20 protein-coding genes and 4 tRNA genes are annotated in these 19,201 nt (G+C 69.8%); 16 read left to right on the forward strand and 8 right to left on the reverse strand.

The genetic code is table 11. The features are described from left to right. Positions 1-14 precede the first annotated feature (14 nt). The gene (locus AC5YDV_RS00500; protein ID WP_496181642.1) at positions 15-308 is read left to right on the forward strand and encodes a DUF4193 domain-containing protein; all 294 of its coding nucleotides are present in this window, start codon (positions 15-17) and stop codon (positions 306-308) included. An 18-nt stretch (positions 309-326) separates the two neighbouring features. Here AC5YDV_RS00500 and AC5YDV_RS00505 read toward each other — a convergent pair whose 3' ends face one another. Then, on the reverse strand, positions 327-617 hold the full coding sequence (locus AC5YDV_RS00505; protein ID WP_496181643.1) for a DUF4235 domain-containing protein: 291 nt from the start codon (positions 615-617) through the stop codon (positions 327-329). 45 nt (positions 618-662) lie between these two features. Here AC5YDV_RS00505 and AC5YDV_RS00510 point away from each other — a divergent pair, with 45 nt between their 5' ends. From AC5YDV_RS00510 to AC5YDV_RS00525, 4 genes are read left to right on the forward strand one after another with little or no spacing between them, the layout of a single operon-like run. Beyond that, on the forward strand, positions 663-1,118 hold the full coding sequence (locus tag AC5YDV_RS00510; protein WP_496181644.1) for a DUF3093 domain-containing protein: 456 nt from the start codon (positions 663-665) through the stop codon (positions 1,116-1,118). Beyond that, the gene (gene dut, locus AC5YDV_RS00515) at positions 1,115-1,621 is read left to right on the forward strand and encodes a dUTP diphosphatase (RefSeq protein ID WP_496181645.1); all 507 of its coding nucleotides are present in this window, start codon (positions 1,115-1,117) and stop codon (positions 1,619-1,621) included. Before AC5YDV_RS00510 ends, dut begins: the two co-directional genes overlap by 4 nt. Then, positions 1,618-2,343: a DUF3710 domain-containing protein gene (locus AC5YDV_RS00520; protein WP_496181646.1), complete on the forward strand. Its 726-nt coding sequence runs from the start codon at positions 1,618-1,620 to the stop codon at positions 2,341-2,343. Before dut ends, AC5YDV_RS00520 begins: the two co-directional genes overlap by 4 nt. A 10-nt stretch (positions 2,344-2,353) precedes the next feature. Further along, positions 2,354-2,704 (forward strand): OB-fold nucleic acid binding domain-containing protein, encoded by a 351-nt coding sequence (locus AC5YDV_RS00525; RefSeq protein WP_496181647.1) that lies wholly within the window; start codon positions 2,354-2,356, stop codon positions 2,702-2,704. Here AC5YDV_RS00525 and AC5YDV_RS00530 read toward each other — a convergent pair whose 3' ends face one another. Both AC5YDV_RS00530 and AC5YDV_RS00535 read right to left on the reverse strand, forming a co-directional pair. Continuing rightward, on the reverse strand, positions 2,705-3,418 hold the full coding sequence (locus tag AC5YDV_RS00530; protein ID WP_496181648.1) for a potassium channel family protein: 714 nt from the start codon (positions 3,416-3,418) through the stop codon (positions 2,705-2,707). A gap of 11 nt (positions 3,419-3,429) precedes the next feature. Continuing rightward, entirely contained in the window at positions 3,430-4,077 is a 648-nt protein-coding gene (locus tag AC5YDV_RS00535) for a potassium channel family protein (protein WP_496181749.1), read from the reverse strand. A gap of 93 nt (positions 4,078-4,170) precedes the next feature. Between AC5YDV_RS00535 and AC5YDV_RS00540 the strand changes: the two genes are divergently transcribed. The 7 genes from AC5YDV_RS00540 to dxs all read left to right on the forward strand — a co-directional run bounded on the left by AC5YDV_RS00540 (position 4,171) and on the right by dxs (position 13,499). After that, positions 4,171-6,201, forward strand: coding sequence for an APC family permease (locus AC5YDV_RS00540; RefSeq protein ID WP_496181649.1), 2,031 nt, complete (start codon positions 4,171-4,173; stop codon positions 6,199-6,201). Then, complete coding sequence (locus AC5YDV_RS00545) at positions 6,194-7,342, forward strand: class I SAM-dependent RNA methyltransferase (protein ID WP_496181650.1); 1,149 nt, start codon at positions 6,194-6,196, stop codon at positions 7,340-7,342. The genes AC5YDV_RS00540 and AC5YDV_RS00545 overlap by 8 nt, the downstream gene beginning before the upstream one ends. Before the next feature lie 72 nt (positions 7,343-7,414). Next, on the forward strand, positions 7,415-7,597 hold the full coding sequence (locus AC5YDV_RS00550) for a DUF6767 domain-containing protein (protein WP_496181651.1): 183 nt from the start codon (positions 7,415-7,417) through the stop codon (positions 7,595-7,597). A gap of 93 nt (positions 7,598-7,690) precedes the next feature. Further along, positions 7,691-10,366, forward strand: a complete 2,676-nt coding sequence (gene acnA, locus AC5YDV_RS00555; protein ID WP_496181652.1) for an aconitate hydratase AcnA — start codon at positions 7,691-7,693, stop codon at positions 10,364-10,366. A gap of 79 nt (positions 10,367-10,445) precedes the next feature. Next, a complete protein-coding gene (locus AC5YDV_RS00560; RefSeq protein ID WP_496181653.1) occupies positions 10,446-10,928 on the forward strand; it encodes a hypothetical protein in 483 nt (160 codons plus the stop codon). 122 nt (positions 10,929-11,050) lie between these two features. Further along, the gene (locus AC5YDV_RS00565) at positions 11,051-11,521 is read left to right on the forward strand and encodes a hypothetical protein (protein ID WP_496181654.1); all 471 of its coding nucleotides are present in this window, start codon (positions 11,051-11,053) and stop codon (positions 11,519-11,521) included. A gap of 70 nt (positions 11,522-11,591) precedes the next feature. Next, complete coding sequence (gene dxs / locus AC5YDV_RS00570) at positions 11,592-13,499, forward strand: 1-deoxy-D-xylulose-5-phosphate synthase (protein WP_496181655.1); 1,908 nt, start codon at positions 11,592-11,594, stop codon at positions 13,497-13,499. A 227-nt stretch (positions 13,500-13,726) separates the two neighbouring features. Here the strand turns inward: dxs and AC5YDV_RS00575 are convergent, their stop codons facing one another. The 5 genes from AC5YDV_RS00575 to AC5YDV_RS00595 form a co-directional block, all read right to left on the reverse strand. Beyond that, positions 13,727-14,989, reverse strand: coding sequence for an HRDC domain-containing protein (locus AC5YDV_RS00575; protein WP_496181656.1), 1,263 nt, complete (start codon positions 14,987-14,989; stop codon positions 13,727-13,729). Further along, positions 14,986-15,576 (reverse strand): DUF3000 domain-containing protein, encoded by a 591-nt coding sequence (locus AC5YDV_RS00580; RefSeq protein ID WP_496181657.1) that lies wholly within the window; start codon positions 15,574-15,576, stop codon positions 14,986-14,988. The genes AC5YDV_RS00575 and AC5YDV_RS00580 overlap by 4 nt, the downstream gene beginning before the upstream one ends. A gap of 57 nt (positions 15,577-15,633) precedes the next feature. Next, positions 15,634-16,077, reverse strand: a complete 444-nt coding sequence (msrB, locus tag AC5YDV_RS00585) for a peptide-methionine (R)-S-oxide reductase MsrB (RefSeq protein WP_496181750.1) — start codon at positions 16,075-16,077, stop codon at positions 15,634-15,636. Positions 16,078-16,110: 33 nt separating this feature from the next. Then, positions 16,111-16,923 (reverse strand): sirohydrochlorin chelatase, encoded by an 813-nt coding sequence (locus tag AC5YDV_RS00590; RefSeq protein WP_496181658.1) that lies wholly within the window; start codon positions 16,921-16,923, stop codon positions 16,111-16,113. A gap of 237 nt (positions 16,924-17,160) precedes the next feature. Beyond that, positions 17,161-17,233: transfer RNA gene (locus tag AC5YDV_RS00595), tRNA-Val, on the reverse strand. Positions 17,234-17,379: 146 nt separating this feature from the next. Here AC5YDV_RS00595 and AC5YDV_RS00600 point away from each other — a divergent pair. The 4 genes from AC5YDV_RS00600 (at position 17,380) to AC5YDV_RS00615 (ending at position 19,164) form a co-directional block, all read left to right on the forward strand. Continuing rightward, a tRNA-Gly gene (locus tag AC5YDV_RS00600) sits at positions 17,380-17,452 on the forward strand. A 41-nt stretch (positions 17,453-17,493) separates the two neighbouring features. Continuing rightward, positions 17,494-17,564: transfer RNA gene (locus tag AC5YDV_RS00605), tRNA-Cys, on the forward strand. 1 nt (position 17,565) lies between these two features. Continuing rightward, a tRNA-Val gene (locus AC5YDV_RS00610) sits at positions 17,566-17,641 on the forward strand. Positions 17,642-17,682: 41 nt separating this feature from the next. Next, positions 17,683-19,164 (forward strand): glutamate-cysteine ligase family protein, encoded by a 1,482-nt coding sequence (locus AC5YDV_RS00615; RefSeq protein ID WP_496181659.1) that lies wholly within the window; start codon positions 17,683-17,685, stop codon positions 19,162-19,164. Positions 19,165-19,201: the final 37 nt, after the last annotated feature.

Genomic DNA, 19,201 nt, shown 5'->3' on the forward strand with positions numbered 1-19,201 from the left:
CTCCGAAAGGCATCATGGCGACTGATTACGACGCTCCTCGCAAGAACGACGAGGAGAACGAGGATTCGATCGAGGAGCTCAAGAGCCGTCGCAATGACAAGAACTCCGGGAAGGTCGACGAGGACGAGGTCGAGGCGGCTGAATCCTTCGAACTCCCCGGCGCCGACCTGTCCCACGAGGAACTGACCGTCCGCGTCCTCCCCCGCCAGGCGGACGAGTTCACCTGCGCCAGCTGCTTCCTGGTGAAGCACCGCGCCCAGGCGGCCAAGGTCAAGGACGGCCTCACCTACTGCGTCGACTGCGCCTGAGCCCCTGGATCAACCGGATCACAGGCGCAGGTTCACCCGGCGCAGAATTCCCCGCTCGCCGACGAACTTCTCGAAGCGCCGTGCTGCAAACCGGTTGATGAGGACCTGCGAGAGCCCAACGCCCATGGCCATGGCCAACACCCAGATCGCTACCTGCGACGTTGGCGTGTCCGGGTCGTTGGGCTCCGGCGGCTCTTCGCCCGTGACGAACGTCCAGGCGCCGTCCACGGCCTTCTTCGTGAGGATGGCCGCCAGGGCGCCGACGAGGGTGGAGTAGCCGTTCCACACGATCTTCTGGGACATGTCCATGGAACTCATCCTAGGGCTCGTCCCGGCGCCCGCTAGGTTGGATGCGTGGACTATCACGAACGGCTCACCGCCCCCGCCTGGTACTGGCTGCTGGCCATCACCTTCGGGGTCTCCACCGTCGTCGCCGTCGGATTCTGGTACGGCCCCTGGGTCGCGACCGCGGGGGCCCTCGTGGTCACGGCGGGCGTGACCGTCGGCCTGGCCTGGCTGGGGAGGACGGACGTGGCCGTCGACGCCACCGGGCTCCGCGTGGGGCCGTCCGTCCTCGAGTGGCCGTACGTGGGTGAGGTCGAGGTGCTGGACGCCGGCGCCACCCGCGACCGCCTCGGGATCGGGGCGAACGCCCGTGCCTTCGTCGTGCAGCGTGCCTGGCTGGACGAGTCGGTGGTGGTCCACGTGGCCGACCCCGCCGACCCGCACCCCTATTGGCTGGTCGGGACCCGGCGCCCGGCCCAGTTGGCCGCCGCCATCGAGCGACGACGGGCGGAGGCGCGGACATGACCGGGGACGCGCGCGTCCGCGTCGCCGTCCGCCGGCTCGACCCCGGCGTCCCCCTCCCACGCTATGCCCACGCCGGGGACGCGGGCGCTGACGTGGCCACCGCCGAGGACGTGGAGTTGGCGCCGGGGGAGCGCCGCCTCGTCCGCACGGGCCTGGCGCTGGCCGTCCCCGAGGGCTGGGCGTGCTTCGTGCACCCGCGCTCGGGCCTGGCGGCGCGCGAGGGCATCACCATCGTGAACGCACCCGGCACCGTCGACGCGGGCTACCGCGGCGAGATCATGGTCTGCCTGCTGAACACGGACGTCCACCGAACCGTGATACTGCGCCGGGGCGACTTGATCGCACAGCTAGTCTTCCAACGCGTCGATTCGGCGGACTTCGCCGAGGTCGACACCTTGCCCGCAAGTGCGCGCGGTACCGGTGGACATGGTTCCACCGGCGGCGTCGCCGGCTGGGCGGACGGAACGATCCCCGTGGGGGAAGGTGGAGGTAGGTACCCGTGATCTTTGGGCGCAAGGCTCGCGAGAACAGCGAGGACGCCGTCGAGATCGAGGCCGTCGACGAGGAGCTCCTCGACGACGAGGCCACCACCACGGACGATCTTGACGCTGACGAGGCGGGCGACGACGTCGCCGCCGCCGCGGGCAATGAAGACGCCGACGTTCGCGCGGACGGACCGTTCGACTTCGACGAGGTCGACCTGGACGCGGACGACGTCGAGCGCGTCGCGTTCGGCCCCCTCATCATCACGCCCTTCGAGGGCCTGGGCCTGCAGTTGCACGGCGATCCCGAGACCGGCGCCGTGCATGCGCTCCTGGCCGCGCTGGGCGACTCGGGTCTCGAACTCGCCCTCTTCGCGGCTCCCCGCACCGGTGGCCTGGCCGCCGAACTGCGCGAGGAGACCATCGAGGAGGCCACCCAGTCCGGCGGGCACGCCGGCGTCGCGGACGGTCCCTTCGGGCCCGAGGTCCAGCGCGTCCTGCCGATGGAGGGACCGGAGGGGGAGCAGCTCTTCCACGTGTCCCGCATCTGGCTCGTCGAGGGTCCCCGCTGGCTCCTGCGCGGCACCCTCATGGGTCGGGCAGGCATGGTCGAGGGGGAGAGCGAGCCGGCGGACGTGTTCGTGGAGTTCTTCCGCAACATCGTCGTCAAGCGTGACGAGCACCCTCGTGTGCCGGGCGAGCTGATCCACCTGGCCATGCCGACCGGTGCGGCGCAGGGTTAAACTTTTCCTCATGGCTTGGCTGGACCGGGTACGTACCCTGCTGCGCTCCAACGACGAACTGGCCTCGGCCGACCGTCAGCGGTTGGCCGAGGATTTCGGTTGCGATGCCATCGGTTCGTGCACGGACCGCGGGCGCGTCGTGCTGCGCGGCACCATCGACACGCTGACCATCCGCCCGCGGCAGGACACGCCGTGGCTCGAGGCCGAGTTCTCGGATGGAACGGGCAAGGTCACGCTGATCTGGATGGGGCGCCACGAGATCCCCGGCATCGAGGCCGGCCGCGACCTCCTGGTCCGCGGCCGCATCTCGGTGGCGGACGGTGTACGTCGGATCTACAACCCCCACTACGAGTTGCTCTGATCAGCCGATCAGCTCCGGCTCCACGTCGTCCTCGTTCGCGACCCGCTCCCGGTGGACGCCGGGGGCCAGGTACTGGGCAAGCTCGAGTTCCGCGTCGGGGTCGACCACGAAGAGCAACTCGTCGTCACCCTCGAGGGCGGCGTCCGGCTGCGGTGGGTGGGCCACCCCGTCGCGGATGATCGCGACGAGCACCGCATCCCCCGGGAAGCCCAGGTCACCCGAGCGGCGTCCGGCGATCGGGCTGTCGGCGGGCAGGCGCATCTCGACGAGGTTGGTCCGACCGCCCCGGAACGAGAAGAGGCGCACGAGGTCGCCGACGGTGACGGCCTCCTCCACCAGCGCACACATGAGGCGCGGCGTGGACACGGCCACGTCCACCCCCCAGACGTCGTCGAACATCCACTCGTTGCTGGGGTGGTTCACGCGGGCGACCGTACGCGGGACCGCGAATTCGGTCTTCGCCAGCAGGCTGTGCACCAGGTTGACCTTGTCGTCGCCCGTCGCGGCGATGGCGACGTCGCAGCGGTCGATGCGGGCCTCCTCCAGCGAGTCGACCTCGCAGGCGTCCGCGAGCAGCCACTCGGCACCGGGGACGCTGTCGGGCTTGATGGCGCCCGGGTCCCGGTCGATGAGCAGCACCTTGTGGTCGTTGGCGAGCAACTCGCGGGCGATGGAACGGCCGACGTTGCCGGCCCCGGCGATGGCGACACGCATGGGTCGGCCTCTCAGATCTTGGCGGGCGGTTGGGCGAGCAGGCCCTCGATGCGGGGCACGTCCTCGTTGGTGGCGGCGATGTAGAGCATGTCGCCGTCCTGCAGGATGGTGTTCTCGGTCGGCACCATGCCCTGGCCGAAGCGCGACAGGAACGGCACGCGCGCGCGGATCGCGGCCTCCAGGGCCGTGATCCGCATCCCGACCCAGCCATCGTCGGCGCTGACCTGGATCAGGCGGACCAGGCCGGACGGGTCGCGCCACTGGGGCTCTGAGCCCTCCGGCAGGAGACGTCGCAGCACCTGGTCCGACGCCCAGCGCACGGTCGCCACCGAGGGGATGCCGAGGCGCTCGTAGACCTCGGCGCGACCCTGGTCGTAGATGCGGGCGACGACGTTGTGGATGCCGTACGTCTCCCGGACGACCCGGGCGGCGAGGATGTTGGAGTTGTCACCCGAGGAGACTGCGGCGAACCCGTCCGCCTGCCTGATGCCGGCCGCGACCAGCACCCGGCGGTCGAATCCGACTCCCTTGACCGTCTGGCCGTGGAACTCGGGGCCCAGGCGTCGGAAGGCGTCCGCGTCCTGGTCGATGACGGCGACGGAATGACCGCGCCGTTCGAGGGCCCGCGCGAGCGAGGACCCCACTCGACCGCATCCCATGATGACGATGTGCACGCGGAGATCCTCCTCGGGCGTGAGCCCCTTGGCAACCGAACGCGGCAAGTTGTCGCAACGGGTCTAGAGTCTACCCACGTGAATCTCGCGGACGCCGTGAAGCGGCTCCTGGTGGGCCGTAAGCTGGCCAGCACCCAACTGGGGGAGACTCTTCTCCCCAAGCGCATCGCGTTGCCGGTCTTCGCATCGGACGCCCTGTCCTCGGTCGCGTACGCCCCCGACGAGATCCTGCTCACCCTGAGCCTTGCCGGCGTCGCCGGCTTCGTCTTCTCCTGGCAGATCGCGCTGGCGGTGGCCTTGGTGATGTTCGTGGTCGTCCTGTCGTACCGGCAGACGGTGCACGCGTACCCCTCCGGGGGTGGTGACTACGAGGTCGCGACGGAGAACCTCGGCCCCAGCGCCGGCCTGACCGTGGCGTCCGCCCTGTTGGTTGACTACGTGCTGACGGTGGCCGTCTCGGTGAGCTCGGGCGTCCAGAACGCGAAGGCGCTCTTCCCGATCATCATCGGCCACGAGGGGGTCGTCGCGGCGCTCCTCATCCTCGCGCTGATGGCCATCAACCTGCGCGGCGTGCGCGAGTCGGGCACGCTGTTCGCGGTCCCCACCTACGCGTTCATGGTCGCGGTGCTCGGCATGATCGGATTCGGGCTCACCCGCATCCTGCTGCTGGGCGAGCCCCTGCAGGCGCCCACCGCGGGCTTCGACGTGGTCGGCGACCCCTTCTACTCCCAACTGGAGGGCTTCGCCCTGGTGGCGCTCCTGGCCCGCTCGTTCTCGTCCGGCTCGGCTGCGCTCACCGGCGTCGAGGCCATCAGCAACGGCGTCCCGGCCTTCCGGGAGCCGAAGTCGAAGAACGCCGCCACGACCCTGGGCCTGCTCGGCCTGGTGGCGATCTCGATGCTCGGCGGCATCATCACGCTGGCCAACCTGACCGGGGCCAAGATGGTGGACGAGCACGCGGGCGTCTTCTTCACCTCCGGCGGGCCGCGGGTCGACGAGCACCAGGAGACCGTCATGGCCCAGCTGGCGATGACCGTGTTCGACACGTTCCAGCCGGGCTTCGTGTTCGTGATCATCACGACGATGGTGATCCTGTTCCTCGCGGCCAACACGGCCTTCAACGGCTTCCCGGTGCTGGGCTCGATCCTCGCCCGGGACGGCTACCTGCCGCGCGCCCTCCACACCCGCGGTGATCGCCTGGCCTACAGCAACGGCATCATCCTGCTGGCCATGGCCGCGGTCGGTCTCGTCCTGGCGTTCAACGCGAGCGTGACCTCGCTGATCCAGTTGTACGTGGTGGGCGTGTTCGTGTCCTTCACCGTCAGCCAACTCGGCATGCTGCGCCACTGGACCCGCCACCTGGCGGTCGAGACCAATCCCGCGGCGCGCCGGCACATGCAGCGCTCCCGCGCGATCAACGCGATCGGTCTCACCTTCACCGGCACCGTGCTGATCATCGTGCTGGCGAGCAAGTTCATCTACGGTGCCTACCTGGCCGTCCTCGCCATGGCGTTCGTGTTCGTCGCCATGAAGTCGATCCGCCGGCACTACGCCAAGGTGGCGCGCGAGACCTCGCTCGACCTGGAAGAGGCGCACGTGCTGCCCAGCCGTGTCCGGGCCGTCGTCCTCGTCCTCGACCTGAACAAGCCCGCCATGCGCGCGGTGAACTTCGCCCGGGCGTCGCGGGCCAACAGCATCGAGGCCGTCACGATCGCCGTCGACGACGACCACGTCCGTGCCATCTCGGCCGAGTGGGACGACCTCGACACCGCCGTCCCGCTCAAGGTGCTGGCCTCGCCCTACCGCGAGCTCGTCGCGCCGTTCGTGAACCACGTGAGGGAGATGCGCTCGGGCAATCCGCGCGACGTGGTGATGGTGTACATCCCCGAACTGGTCGTGGGCCACTGGTGGGAGCGCCTCCTGCACAACCAGACGGCGCTGTTCATCAAGACGCGGCTCGCGTTCCTCCCGGGCGTGGTCACCACGGCCGTGCCCTACCAGCTGGCCTCCTCGCGCCACGCGATCGAGCGGGCCGAGCGCAGCGACGCGGCCGAATGGCGCCGCCCCGGCACCGGCACCGTCCACCGCGGGGAGTTCATCGATGAGTGAGTCTGATCGGTCCTGGGCCGTCGGGCAGCGCCTCGAGGGCGTCCGGGTGGGGCCGATCGCCCACGGTGGGCACTGGGTGGTGCGCGTCGACGGACGGGTCCTCTTCGTCCGGCACGCCTTGGAGGGCGAACTGGTGGACGTCGTCGTGACGGGGCTGGCCAAGCGCCATGGCTTCGCGGACGCCGTCGCCGTGCGCGAGGCCAGTCCGCACCGGGTGGCGGCGCCGTGCCCGATCGCCGCGGCGTGTGGAGGATGTGACTTTCAACACGTCGCCGTGGCGCACCAGCGGGAGCTCAAGCGGCAGGTCGTCGCCGAGCAACTGCGCCGCATGGCCGGCATCGCGTGGGACGGCACCGTCGAGGCCTTCGACGAGGACGGCCTCGCGTGGCGCCGGCGGATGCGGTACCACCGCGGCCCGGACGGCTGGGGCCTGCGGGCGAAGGGGTCGCACGAGGTGGTGCCCCTCCCGAGCGTGGGATGCCTGATCGCCGCCCCGTCCTTGGCGAAGCCGGCGGACGCCGCGGTCGAGGGGGAGGCGCTCATCGGCGCGCAGACGCTGGATGGACCCACGTGGGTCGCCCCCGGGGACGAGGTCGTCGTCGAGGAGTGGGCAGCGGGACGCCGCTGGCGGGTCCGCGCGGACGGCTTCTGGCAGGTCCACCCGGCGGCACCGGACGCGCTGGTCGCAGCGGTGTTGGACGGGTTGGCACCCGAGGCGGGGGAGGACGCCCTCGACCTGTACTGCGGCGTCGGCCTGTTCTCCGGCGCCTTGGTGGACGCCGGTGTCCACGTCACGGGCGTCGAGGGGAGCAAGGACGCCGTGGGCCTGGCCCGCCGCAACGTGCCGCAGGCTACCTTCCACGCGGGGTCCGTGGATCGCGTCCTGCGCCGACTACCCGGTGCCGTCGACCTGGTGGTCCTGGACCCGCCCCGGGTCGGGGCGGGGCGTGCGGTCATCGAGGACGTGTGTGCCCGCCGCCCGCGCGCCATCGCGTACGTCGCCTGCGACCCGGCCGCCCTGGCGCGCGACCTGGCCACGGCGTCGGGTCTCGGGTTCGTGCCGGTTTCCATCCGCGCGTTCGACCTGTTCGGCATGACGCACCACATCGAGTGCGTCGCGATCCTGCACCCGGTTGCCTGAGCGCCAACCGGTGCCAACGGCTCAGGCTCGGGGGTATGCGCGACCTAGCATGGGACCAGGGAGGAAACCGCTGTGAGTCGCTACATCGAGGCCAGGTGTCCGCTGCGTCCGGCCGACAAGTGTTCCCTGTGCTTTCCGGGGGCTGATGGCCCGGCCAACTGTGGTCTGGTCTACCTGATGCGCGACGATCCCGACCTCCAGGAGCTGTACGCCGAAGGACGCCGCCGGGCACGCGAGGAGCGGCCCGGGGCGTAGGCTCGCCCTGGAGACATCCAGACACCGTGGTCCGCCATGGTGTAGTATCTCGATGTCGAGATAATCTGCTGGACAACGTCGAACAGGAGAAGCATGAGCGTCAACAGTTTCGGGGCCAAGGCCACGCTTTCGTCCGGTGGCAAGGACTACGAAATCTTCCGCATCGACGCCGTCGAGGGCTCGGAATCGCTGCCCTACAGCCTCAAGGTGCTGCTGGAGAACCTGCTGCGCACCGAGGACGGCGCCAACATCACCGCTGGCCACATCAAGAAGCTGGGTGCGTGGGTAGCGGACTCAGAGCCGTCCGAGGAGATCCAGTTCACGCCCGCCCGCGTGATCATGCAGGACTTCACCGGTGTCGCCTGCGTCGTCGACCTCGCCACCATGCGCCAAGCCGTCGCCGACCTCGGTGGCAACCCCGACACCATCAACCCGCTGGCCCCGGCCGAGCTCGTCATCGACCACTCCGTCATCGCAGAGTACTTCGGCAGCTCGGACGCCCTGAAGCTCAACGTCGACGTCGAGTACCAGCGCAACAACGAGCGCTACAAGCTGCTCCGCTGGGCCCAGGGCGCGTTCGACGAGTTCAAGGTCGTCCCGCCGGGCACCGGCATCGTCCACCAGGTCAACATCGAGAACCTCGCCCGTGTGGTCTTCCCGCGCGTGGTCGACGGCGTCCTGCAGGCCTACCCCGACACCTGCGTCGGCACCGACTCGCACACCACCATGGTGAACGGCCTCGGTGTGGTGGGCTGGGGCGTGGGCGGCATCGAGGCCGAGGCGGCCATGCTCGGCCAGCCGATCTCCATGCTGATCCCGCGCGTCGTGGGCTTCAAGCTCTCCGGCAAGCTCAACGACGGCGTCACCGCCACCGACCTCGTCCTCACGATCACCGACATGCTGCGCAAGCACGGCGTCGTCGGCAAGTTCGTCGAGTTCTACGGCCCCGGCGTCTCCCAGGTGCCGCTGGCCAACCGCGCAACCATCGCGAACATGTCCCCGGAGTTCGGCTCGACCATCGCGGTCTTCCCGATCGACTCCAAGACCACGGACTACCTCCGCATGACCGGGCGCACCGAGGAGCAGATCGAGCTCGTCGAGGCCTACGCCAAGGCCCAGGGCCTCTGGCACGACGACGACCGCGAGCCCCGCTACTCCGAGTCCATGGAGCTCGACCTCACCACGGTCGTGCCGAGCATCGCCGGCCCCAAGCGTCCCCAGGACCGCATCGAGCTGTCCAAGTCGAAGGAGAGCTTCCGCGACTACCTGCCCAGCTACTCCTCGCAGCCCGAGGCGTCCATCCCGGTCACCCTGGCGGACGGCCGCTCCTTCGAGCTGAAGAACGGCGCCGTCACCGTGGCGTCCATCACCTCGTGCACCAACACGTCCAACCCGTCGGTCATGCTCGGCGCGGCCCTGGTCGCGAAGAAGGCCTACGAGAAGGGGCTGCGCCCGAAGCCGTGGGTCAAGACCACGGTTGCCCCCGGCTCGCAGGTCGTCACCGACTACTACGAGAAGTCGGGCCTCCAGCAGTACCTGGACGCGCTGGGCTTCAACACGGTGGGGTACGGCTGCGTGACCTGCATCGGCAACACGGGCCCGCTCATCCCCGAGGTCTCCAAGGCCGTCAACGAGCACGACCTGGCCGTCACCGCCGTCCTGTCGGGCAACCGCAACTTCGAGGGTCGCATCAGCCCCGACGTGAAGATGAACTACCTCGCCTCCCCGCCGCTGGTCATCGTGTACGGCCTCGCCGGCACCATGGACATCGACCTCGAGAACGACCCGATCGGTCAGGACGAGCAGGGCAACGACGTCTACATGGCCGACGTCTGGCCGACGCAGGCCGAGATCGACGAGGTCATCAACTCCTCGATCAGCGCCGAGATGTTCTCGCGTCGCTACGCGGACGTCTTCAAGGGCGACGAGCGCTGGGCGAACCTGGACACCCCCGAGGGCAACCTGTTCGAGTGGGACGAGGCGTCCACCTACATCCGCCGCGCACCGTACTTCGACGGCATGCCCGCCGAGCCGGTGCCCGTCACCGACGTCACCGGCGCCCGCGCGCTGCTGAAGCTCGGCGATTCCATCACCACCGATCACATCTCCCCGGCCGGCTCCATCAAGTCCGACACCCCCGCGGGTGCGTACCTGACCGGCCACGGTGTGGAGCGTCGTGACTACAACAGCCTCGGCTCGCGTCGTGGCAACCACGAGGTCATGATCCGCGGCACGTTCGCCAACGTCCGCCTGCGCAACCAGATCGCGCCGGGCACCGAGGGCGGCTTCACCCGCAACTTCACCAAGGATGGTGGCCCGGTCGAGTTCGTCTACGACGCCTCGATGGACTACCAGGCCGCGGGCGTCCCGCTGGTCGTCCTGGCCGGCAAGGAGTACGGCTCGGGTTCGTCGCGTGACTGGGCGGCCAAGGGCACGACCCTGCTGGGCGTGAAGGTCGTCATCGCCGAGAGCTACGAGCGGATCCACCGCTCCAACCTCATCGGCATGGGCGTCCTCCCGCTGCAGTTCCCGGCCGGCCAGACCGCCGACTCCCTGGGCCTGGACGGCACCGAGACCTACGACTTCACCGGCATCGAGGCCCTCAACGCGGGCACCACGCCGAAGACGGTCAGGGTCACGGCCACCAAGGAGAACGGCGAGAAGGTCGAGTTCGACGGCGTCGTCCGCATCGACACGCCCGGAGAGGCCGACTACTACCGCAACGGCGGCATCCTGCAGTACGTGCTGCGGTCGCTGCTGAAGAAGTAGTTCCCACCACGTCGCTCGCCCCTGTCGCCCCGCGCGGCAGGGGCGAGTGGCGTCTCCGGACGGCACTAGGCTCGGCCCCATGAGTGGGTCGGACGCGCTGGTCACGAGTCGGCTCCGGGTCCGCGACGGGGCCGGCCCGGGGGAGTGGATCGCCTGGTCGTTCCTGGGCGTGGTGCCCGGCGGGCTGGCGGCCGGCCTGCTGTGGGCGATCTCGAACGTGGTGAGCAGCGGCCTGTGCGCGGGCGAGGAGTGCCAACTGGGCTGGCTCCTCCTGGGTGGACTGCTGTCCCTGCTCGTCGGGATGCTCGCGCCCGTGTTCCTGGTGGGCCTCGGCTGGGCCTGGTGGTCAGTGCTCGCAGCCGCCGTGCTCTCGACCCCCTTGTGGATCCACCTGCCCCCACTCTGGTTGTCCGCCGTCCTGCTGGTCGTCGTCGTGCCCGTGCTGGCCGGCCTGGTCGGCTGGTGGGCCGCACGTGGACCGTCCCGGCGCACATGGGTGTTGCTCGGCCTTGCCGGGGTCTTCCTTGTGGCGGCGGCCGTGTTCGTGTTCGTGGCCCCGTGAGCGTGGGCATTGAGTGACGGTTCTCCTCGCTGACGGCCACCCAAGCAGTCAGAAGGGCACGGCTTGTCGTCGAACACGGACCCGCCTAGAATCGAACTCACGTTCGATCAAGGGAGTCTGTGATGACCACGCTCAACTGGACGCCGGCGTCAGCGCACGGTTTCGGCCGGTACGCGGGGGAGCCGGGGCGCCGGCCGGTGGGCCGCACCAAGTTCCCGGAGCAGACCGCCCCGTACACCCCGCCGGGGTGGCCCGACGGCGTCCGGCCGCCGCGCAGCCCGGAGTGGGAGGACACGGCGACGAACTTCCTCCTCGACTGCTGCCCGGCGGAGTACCGGGGCTACCCGGTGTTGCGACGGCACCCAGTGGTGCTCGCTCGCTTCGCGGCCGAGTACGTGGAGTCCCAGGCCAACGGCTGCCGCGACGGCATCTCCGGCGTTCGAGCGAGCTTGGGGCCGTTCGTCACCCCCGAGGTGCTGGACGAGGTCCTGTCGACCTGGCACGAGTTGTCCGAGCTGTTGCGCCGACGCCGTCGTGAGGTCGCCCTCGTGGAGGAGGCGCTGCGCGGGAGGGTCTTCCACCCGAAGCTGTGAAGAGCGCCTGTTCGAGCCACGCTCCCGGTTGGACTGGGCCCGTGGGCAAGGTGCGCCTAGAATCGTCTCCATGTCGTTTCTCGAGGCGGTGCATGGTCCGCGCGACCTGAGGTCGCTGAGTGCACCCCAGTTGACCGACCTGGCCGACGAGATCCGCACCTTTCTGATCCGGAGCGTGAGCCGCACGGGCGGCCACCTCGGTCCGAACCTCGGCGTCGTCGAGTTGACCATCGCCCTGCATCGCGTGTTCGACTCCCCGCACGACCCGATCGTGTTCGACACCGGGCACCAGAGCTACGTCCACAAGATCCTCACCGGGCGGCAGGACGGCTTCGAGAGCCTGCGACAGAAGGGTGGCCTGACCGGCTACCCCTGTCGCATGGAGAGCCCTCACGACTGGGTGGAGAACTCCCATGCCACGACGAGCCTGTCCTGGGCCGAGGGCATGGCCAAGGCCTACCGGCTCCGCGGGGAGGACCGCACGGTCGTCGCGGTCATCGGTGACGGCGCCCTCACCGGCGGCATGGCGTGGGAGGCCCTCAACAACATCGCGGTCGGCAACGACCTCCAGCTCATCATCGTCGTCAACGACAACGGACGTTCCTACACCCCGACCGTCGGCGGTTTCGCGACGCACCTGTCCACCCTGCGCACGGACCGTCGCTACGAGCCAACCCTGAGGCAGATCAAGCAGCGGGTTCGTTCGACTCCCGTCGTGGGCGGCCCGTTGTACGACCTCCTCCACGGCTTCAAGACCGGCATGAAGGACATCCTGGCCCCCCAGGGCATGTTCTCCGACCTGGGCATCAAGTACGTCGGTCCGATCGACGGCCACGACGTGGCCATGATGGAGCGCGCGTTCGAGTCGGCGAAGAACTTCGGCGGCCCGGTGATCGTGCACTGCCTGACGGTCAAGGGCAAGGGCTTCCGCGCCGCCGAGGAGGACGAGGCCGACCGCTTCCACGCCGTCGGGCTGATCAACTCCGAGACGGGCGAGCCGCTCACCGCCAATCCCAAGCGCACCTGGACCGACGCGTTCCGCGAGGCCATCGTCGACCTCGCCCGGGCGGACGCCTACCTCGTCGGCATCACCGCCGCCATGCTCCACCCCGTGGGCCTGGACGCGATGGCCCGAGAGTTCCCCGACCGCGTCTTCGACGTCGGCATCGCCGAGCAGCACGCCGTCACGTCCGCCGCGGGCCTCAGCATGGGTGGCCTGCACCCCGTCGTCGCGCTGTACGCGACCTTCCTCAACCGGGCCTTCGACCAGGTGCTGATGGATGTGGCGCTGCACCGGCAGGGCGTCACGTTCGTCCTGGACCGTGCCGGCGTCACCGGCCCCGACGGCGCCAGCCACCACGGCATGTGGGACCTCTCCCTGATGAGCCTCGTCCCGGGCCTGCAGCTCGCCACGCCACGAGACGAGCGCCGCCTCGTCGAGGCCCTGCACACCGCCGTCGGCATCCACGACGCGCCCACGGTCATCCGCTACTCGAAGGATCCCCTGCCACCCGAGCTGCCCGCCCTGCGCAGCCACGGTGGGGTGGACATCCTCACCTCGCCTCCGGACGCCCGAGTCCTGCTGGTCGCCCACGGGCCCTTCGCCCACCTCGCCGTGGACGCCGCCGAGAGGATGGGCCACCAAGGCATCCCGTGCGCCGTCGTCGATCCCGTCTGGTCCCTGCCGGTCAACCCCGCCCTCGTCGAGCTGTGCGAGGCTGCCGACCTGGTCGTGACACTGGAGGACGGCGGCGTCTCCGGCGGACTGGGTGCCTCCCTCGCGCTGGCCTGCCAGAAGGCAGGGGTGTGGACGCCGCTGCGCCACCTCGCCATTCCTCAGCAGTTCCTCGAGCACGCGACCCGAGCGGAGATCCTGGGCGAGCTGGGCCTCACGCCGCAGGACGTCGCCCGCACCGTCGTGGAGTGGGCGTTGGAGTGCCCCGTCGCCGAGGACCGGAGCGCCAAGCCCCTCGTCTAGTGGGGCTGGCGTGTTCCTCATGCCGGCTCTGGCGGCGTAGCGACATCTGGACCACATCTGGTTCGGCGCCGCCGACAGGGCCAAGGTATCGCCGCTTGCCAGAGCGTTTCGGGTCTGCGGGCCCCGTCGATCATGTGGTCCAGATGGTGCTACGTCCACGCTGAACCCTCGCTGAGGCCCCTCCGGCCGGTCGCCACGCCCGGCGCGGCCACCACAATGACCGCCCGCTACAGCAGGGGAGTGACCACCGGCACGACGAGATCCCGCTGCCAGGGACGGACCCCCTCGGCCGTCCAGAACGCATCCACGGACGCCTCCGACACCGGCTGGGGCGGCTCCCACGCCAACTTGCGCACGGCGTCCGGCGGGATCAGGTTCTCCACGGGCACCGTGAGCTGCTCGGCCAGCGTGACGGTCGCCGGGCGGATGCGGGACCAACGGTCGGCGGCGTCCGGGAACCGGGTCGGCCAGCCCTTGGGGTGCGGGATCCCCTCGGACGGAGCACGCTTGGCAGGCAGGTCCGACTTCGGTGTCTGGAGCGCCCGCTCCAGCGCCGCCAGCCAGTTCGTCTCGTAGCGCGCAGCCTGCCGCCACTTGAATCCCTCGACGGCGCGCAGGGCGTCACGCGAGGCGACGAAGCCGGGCGCCTCGGCCATCCGGGCGAGGCCGGTGATGGCACGGTCCACGAGGATGCGCCCGGGGGCCTTGTCGAGCCGCTCGGCCAGCGCGTCCCGCTCCTGCCACAGTTCACGGACCACGGCCAGCCCGCGCGCGGTCCGGACATCGTGCGTCCCCGACGTCCGCCGCCACGGCTCAACGCGAACGGGAGCCGGGTCGGCCGCATGCTCGACGAGGTGGGCGAATTCCTGGGCGGCCCACTCGGACTTGCCCGCGGCCTCGAGTTGGTCGGCGATCCAGTCGCGGAGGGGGACCAGGAGTTCGACGTCGAGGGCGGCGTAGGCCAGCCAGTCCTGGGGGAGGGGGCGCCGCGACCAATCGGACGCCGAGTGCTCCTTGGCCAACGACTTGCCCAGTGCCCGCTCGAGCAGGGAACCCAACGCCACACGCGGGAGGCCCAGCAGGCGCCCGGCCAGTTCGGTGTCGAACAGCCGGCGAGGCAGCATCCTCACCTCGGCCAGGCAGGGCAGGTCCTGGGTGGCGGCGTGGAGGATCCACTCCGTGTCACCCACGGCGTCCGCGATGGCCGACAGGTCGGCGCGATCCTGGCCCTGGGCGAAGGCGATCGGGTCGACCAGGTGGGTGCCCGCGTCCTCGCGGCGCAACTGGATCAGATAGGCGCGGCCGGTGTACCGGAAGCCGTGCGCGCGCTCGGTGTCGACGGCGAGCGGACCCGTGCCGCGGGCCAGGGCGTCGATGGTGCGCTCCAGGGCCTCCGAGGTGCGGACGACCTCCGGCACACCCTCCGCCGGGGTCTTCACCAGCTCGTAGGTCGCTTCCTCGACCTCGTCCGGAATGGCGTCCTCGCTCACCGGCGTCGCCGTCCCGGACGCACGGTGATGGGAACCACGCCGTCGGGCAGGAGCGGCAGCCCCGCGACCATGCACAGGAGATCCTGCCAAGCCTCGACGTGGGTCAGGATCTCGGTCCCCGAGCCCCCCAGCACGGGCGTCCACGATGCGCGGATCTCCACCTCGGCCTTCTCGGGGTCGTTCTCCATGGAGCCGAAGGACTTCGACGACACCGACGTCACGGTTCCGCTCGGGGCCGTGTACGTGGCTCCCCGGCGCTCGAGGGCGTCCTGGAGCCACGACCAGCCGACGTCGGCCAGCAGGGGATCCGCCACCATCTCGGGGTCGACGGCAGCACGGGCAAAGGTCACGCACCGGAACGTGCCGTCCCAGGCGGGGTTTCCCTCGGGGTCATGCAGCAGGACGAGACGTCCGTTGCCGACCTCTTCACCCCCGAAGTCCACGTCCGCTGCTATGGCAGCGGCGAACGGAGCGATGCGCTGGGGAGCGGGGATCTCCTCCACCGTCAGTTCTGGCCGCCAGGCCATGCCCAGCAGCGACGCGGCGGCTTCGTCGAACGTGCCCGCATAAGGAATCCCTTGTGCCACGACCCTCAGGTTAAGGCGCCGGGGCCCGCTGTCACGGGAGCCGCGCCGGAGAGACCCTCAGGCCTGTGCCGGCGGGGTGTGCACCAGCGAGACGGAGTTGATGCAGTAGCGCAGGTCGGTCGGCGTCTCGTAGCCCTCGCCCTCGAAGACGTGACCCAGGTGGCTGTCGCACGCGGCGCATCGCACCTCGATGCGCGGACGACCGGGCAGCGAGTCATCCTGCAGGTAGCGCACCCGCTCCTCGCTCGCCGGCGCGAAGAAGCTCGGCCACCCACAGTGGGACGCGAACTTCTCCTCGCTGGTGAACAACTCGGCGCCGCACGCCCGGCAGGAGTACGTGCCCGGCTCGGAGAACTCGTCGTACTCACCGGTGCCGGGGCGCTCGGTGGCACCCTCGCGGAGCACGGCGAACTCGAACGGGGTGAGGACCTTGCGCCACTGCTCCGGCGTCCTGCTCACCTTCGGTGTCCACTCGGACATTCGGGACCCTCCTGAGTCGATCGGACGCCCAGACTACCCGGGGGCTCGGGTGACTCAGGCTCCGAAGGCGATCGGGGGCACCGGCCCGACCTCGGGCTCGTGGTCCTCGAAGTTCCCCTCCGCGTCGAAGGGGAGCAATTCCATCGCACCGAACGCGTACCGCGACAGGACGAGTTCGCCGACCTCGGGTGCGGTGCCCAGCGGGTCCGACACGGCCACCGCTCCGATGCGTCGGGCCTGGTCGGCCTGGACCGCCCAGCGCTCGTCGGCGGCCAGGAAGAAGGAGCCCACCGCGATGTGGCGTCGGCCCTGGCTGCGCAGGCCCTGCATCGCCTGGGTGACCGAGGGGCCCGTGCCGTCGGCGACCGCCGTGAGGCAGGGGAGACGGTGGTGGGTCGACCACTGACGGGCCCGCCGAGCCAGGAGGGCGGCTCCCCGGACGTCACCGGTGGTCGCGGAGCTCAGGATCAAGCCGTCCAACTCGAGCACCCTCGCGGCGGCCAGCGCGCCGCGGAGCCGCGTGTCGAGCAGGGTCAGCAGCGACGCCTCGGGGCCGATCGGACGCGCGATGGACACGCGAAGCCCGGGGTGCCGCTGACAGGCCCGGGAGACGAGCCCCTCCACGCGGGGATCGACCTCGACGGCGTGGGTCAGGTCCAGCGGGACGACCACGACCTCGTCGGCGCCGTCGTCAGCGACGTGGTCGAGCACCTGGGACAGCGAGGGGAGGCAGGAGTCCACGAACGAGACGTGCGACGGGACCTCGGGGCGCAATCGCGTCAGCTCGGCCTTGAGTGCCTGCGCCGTGCGCACGACACGCTGGTCTCGGCTGCCCCGGGCAGCCATCACGAGGGTGGGTGCGGTCATCGCCCAGTCCTCCATCGTCGCTAGCTGTTGCCGGCGTCGTTGCCGCTTGACAGGGGTCATCCTGACTTAAGAGTTGACGCCTTGCCAATTACAACGTCCCACGCAGTGGACGCAGTGTCCAATGCTTGAGACAAAACGCTCCCACAAGCGGAGTCGTGCTGGCGCTCCCGGTGCAACAGGCGCCAACCCCGACGCACGAAACATCCCGCCCCGGAAACCGGAGCGGGATGTGTGCGGTGGGCGATACCAGACTTGAACTGATGACCTCTTCGGTGTGAACGAAGCGCGCTACCAACTGCGCCAATCGCCCGCGGAGGAACATGTTAGCCGACACCGGGCGCCGTGGGAAATCGTCGCTCCCTGACCGCCGCCCATGGGCTCGTTTTGCAAAGCGGCGAGACATCCGTATATGGTGTTCCACGCCCCGAACGGCCCACAGCGGTTCGGACAGCACATGCGGACGTGGCTCAGCTGGTAGAGCATCACCTTGCCAAGGTGAGGGTCGCGGGTTCGAATCCCGTCGTCCGCTCGGAGAGGGCCTGAGCCTCGTGCAGGCCGGCGCTCTACCGCGGTGGAGTGGCCGAGAGGCGAGGCAACGGACTGCAAATCCGTGTACACGGGTTCAAATCCCGTCTCCACCTCGGGCGGTTGGCGCAGTTGGTAGCGCGCTTCCCTGACACGGAAGAGGTCATCAGTTCAAGTCTGGTACCGCCCACCATAAAGGCCCCGGCACTTGCCGGGGCCTTTACTGTTGTCGCCATGGGCAGTGAGATCGGCCAACGCCACTTCACCCGCGAGGAGCGCCAGGCCTACCGGCACAAGGTGCTCGCCTGTTTGGACGTGCTCGAGGAGATGCTGCGCGCCGGGGCCTTCACCCTGGACGTGCACCGCACGGGTCTGGAGATCGAGCTGAACCTCGTGGACGCCGAGCACCAGCCCAGCTTCGCCAACGCCGAGGTGCTCCAGGCGATCGCGAACCCGAACTTCCAGACCGAACTGGCCCAGTTCAACATCGAGTTCAACGTCCCTCCCGGGGACATCGCCGGTGGGGAGTTGCTGGAGCTCGAGCAGTTCCTGCGGGACTCCCTGAACGAGGCGGAGCGACGTATCGCCCCGCAAGGTCGCCACATCGTCATGGCCGGCATCCTCCCGACGGTGCAGCTGACGGACTTCGAACAGCACTGGATGAGCGACAACACGCGCTTCCAGGTCCTGAACGATGCGATGTTGGCCGCCAGGGGCGAGGACATCCACCTCGACATCGAGGGCCCAACCGGCGAACACCTCGACGCGCACGTGGGGTCCCTGGCGCCCGAGTCGGTCTGCACCTCGACCCAACTGCACCTGCTCGTGCCGCCGCGCGACTTCGCCCGGGCCTGGAACGCGGCGCAGGTGCTGGCGGGCCCGCAGCTGGCCCTTGGGGCGAACGCGCCCTTCGCCTTCGGCCACCGCCTCGAGGCCGAGAGCCGCATCGCCGTGTTCGGCCAGGCGGCGGACACCCGTCCGATCGAGTACGCGAACCAGGGCGTCCGACCCCGGGTGTTCTTCGGGGAGCGCTGGATCACGTCCATCTTCGACCTGTTCGAGGAGAACTCGCGCTGGTTCCCCGCGTTGTTGCCCGAGACGACGGAGGAGGACCCACGCGCCGTGTTCGCGGCCGGAGGAACCCCTCGGTTGGCGGAACTCGCCCTGCACAACGGCACCATCTATCGCTGGAACAGGCCGGTCTACGACGTCGTCGGCAACCGGGCGCACGTGCGCCTGGAGAACCGTGTCCTGCCCTCCGGGCCGACCGTCGTCGACACCGTCGCCAACGCCGCGTTCTACTACGGAGCGCTGGGCCGGATGGCGCGGGACGACCGTCCGGTGTGGACGCGCATGGCGTTCCGCAGCGCGCACGCCAACTTCGAAGCGGCCGCCCGTCACGGCATCGACGCCGAGCTGTTCTGGCCCGGACTCGGCGACACCCCCGCCAGTGAACTCGTGCTCCGGCACCTCCTGCCCCTGGCACAGGCGGGTCTGGAGGAGTGGGGGGTGGACGGGGCCGCCGTGGACCGCTACCTGGGCATCATCGAGAAGCGATGCCTCGCCGGTGTCAACGGAGCCGAGTGGCAGGTGCGCTGCGTCGACGCCCTCGAGTCCCGCGGGGCGACGCGTGACGCGGCACTGGTCGCGATGACCGCCGCCTACACCGAACGGATGCACAGCAACGAACCGGTACACACCTGGGACCTGCCCTGACCCGCCCACCGAGTGGCGCGTGGTCGGCGCCTCGGCC

The sequence above is a fragment of the Propioniciclava sp. LT432 genome (genome assembly GCF_059515965.1).

Coding starts and splice junctions, on each gene's coding strand:
- AC5YDV_RS00500 (WP_496181642.1), top strand. CDS start 15: ATGGCGACTGATTACGACGCTCCTCGCAAGAACGACGAGGAGAACGAG.
- AC5YDV_RS00505 (WP_496181643.1), bottom strand. CDS start 617: ATGGACATGTCCCAGAAGATCGTGTGGAACGGCTACTCCACCCTCGTC.
- dut (WP_496181645.1), top strand. CDS start 1,115: ATGACCGGGGACGCGCGCGTCCGCGTCGCCGTCCGCCGGCTCGACCCC.
- AC5YDV_RS00525 (WP_496181647.1), top strand. CDS start 2,354: ATGGCTTGGCTGGACCGGGTACGTACCCTGCTGCGCTCCAACGACGAA.
- AC5YDV_RS00530 (WP_496181648.1), bottom strand. CDS start 3,418: ATGCGTGTCGCCATCGCCGGGGCCGGCAACGTCGGCCGTTCCATCGCC.
- AC5YDV_RS00535 (WP_496181749.1), bottom strand. CDS start 4,077: ATGGGATGCGGTCGAGTGGGGTCCTCGCTCGCGCGGGCCCTCGAACGG.
- AC5YDV_RS00545 (WP_496181650.1), top strand. CDS start 6,194: ATGAGTGAGTCTGATCGGTCCTGGGCCGTCGGGCAGCGCCTCGAGGGC.
- acnA (WP_496181652.1), top strand. CDS start 7,691: ATGAGCGTCAACAGTTTCGGGGCCAAGGCCACGCTTTCGTCCGGTGGC.
- AC5YDV_RS00560 (WP_496181653.1), top strand. CDS start 10,446: ATGAGTGGGTCGGACGCGCTGGTCACGAGTCGGCTCCGGGTCCGCGAC.
- AC5YDV_RS00565 (WP_496181654.1), top strand. CDS start 11,051: ATGACCACGCTCAACTGGACGCCGGCGTCAGCGCACGGTTTCGGCCGG.
- dxs (WP_496181655.1), top strand. CDS start 11,592: ATGTCGTTTCTCGAGGCGGTGCATGGTCCGCGCGACCTGAGGTCGCTG.
- AC5YDV_RS00590 (WP_496181658.1), bottom strand. CDS start 16,923: ATGACCGCACCCACCCTCGTGATGGCTGCCCGGGGCAGCCGAGACCAG.
- AC5YDV_RS00615 (WP_496181659.1), top strand. CDS start 17,683: ATGGGCAGTGAGATCGGCCAACGCCACTTCACCCGCGAGGAGCGCCAG.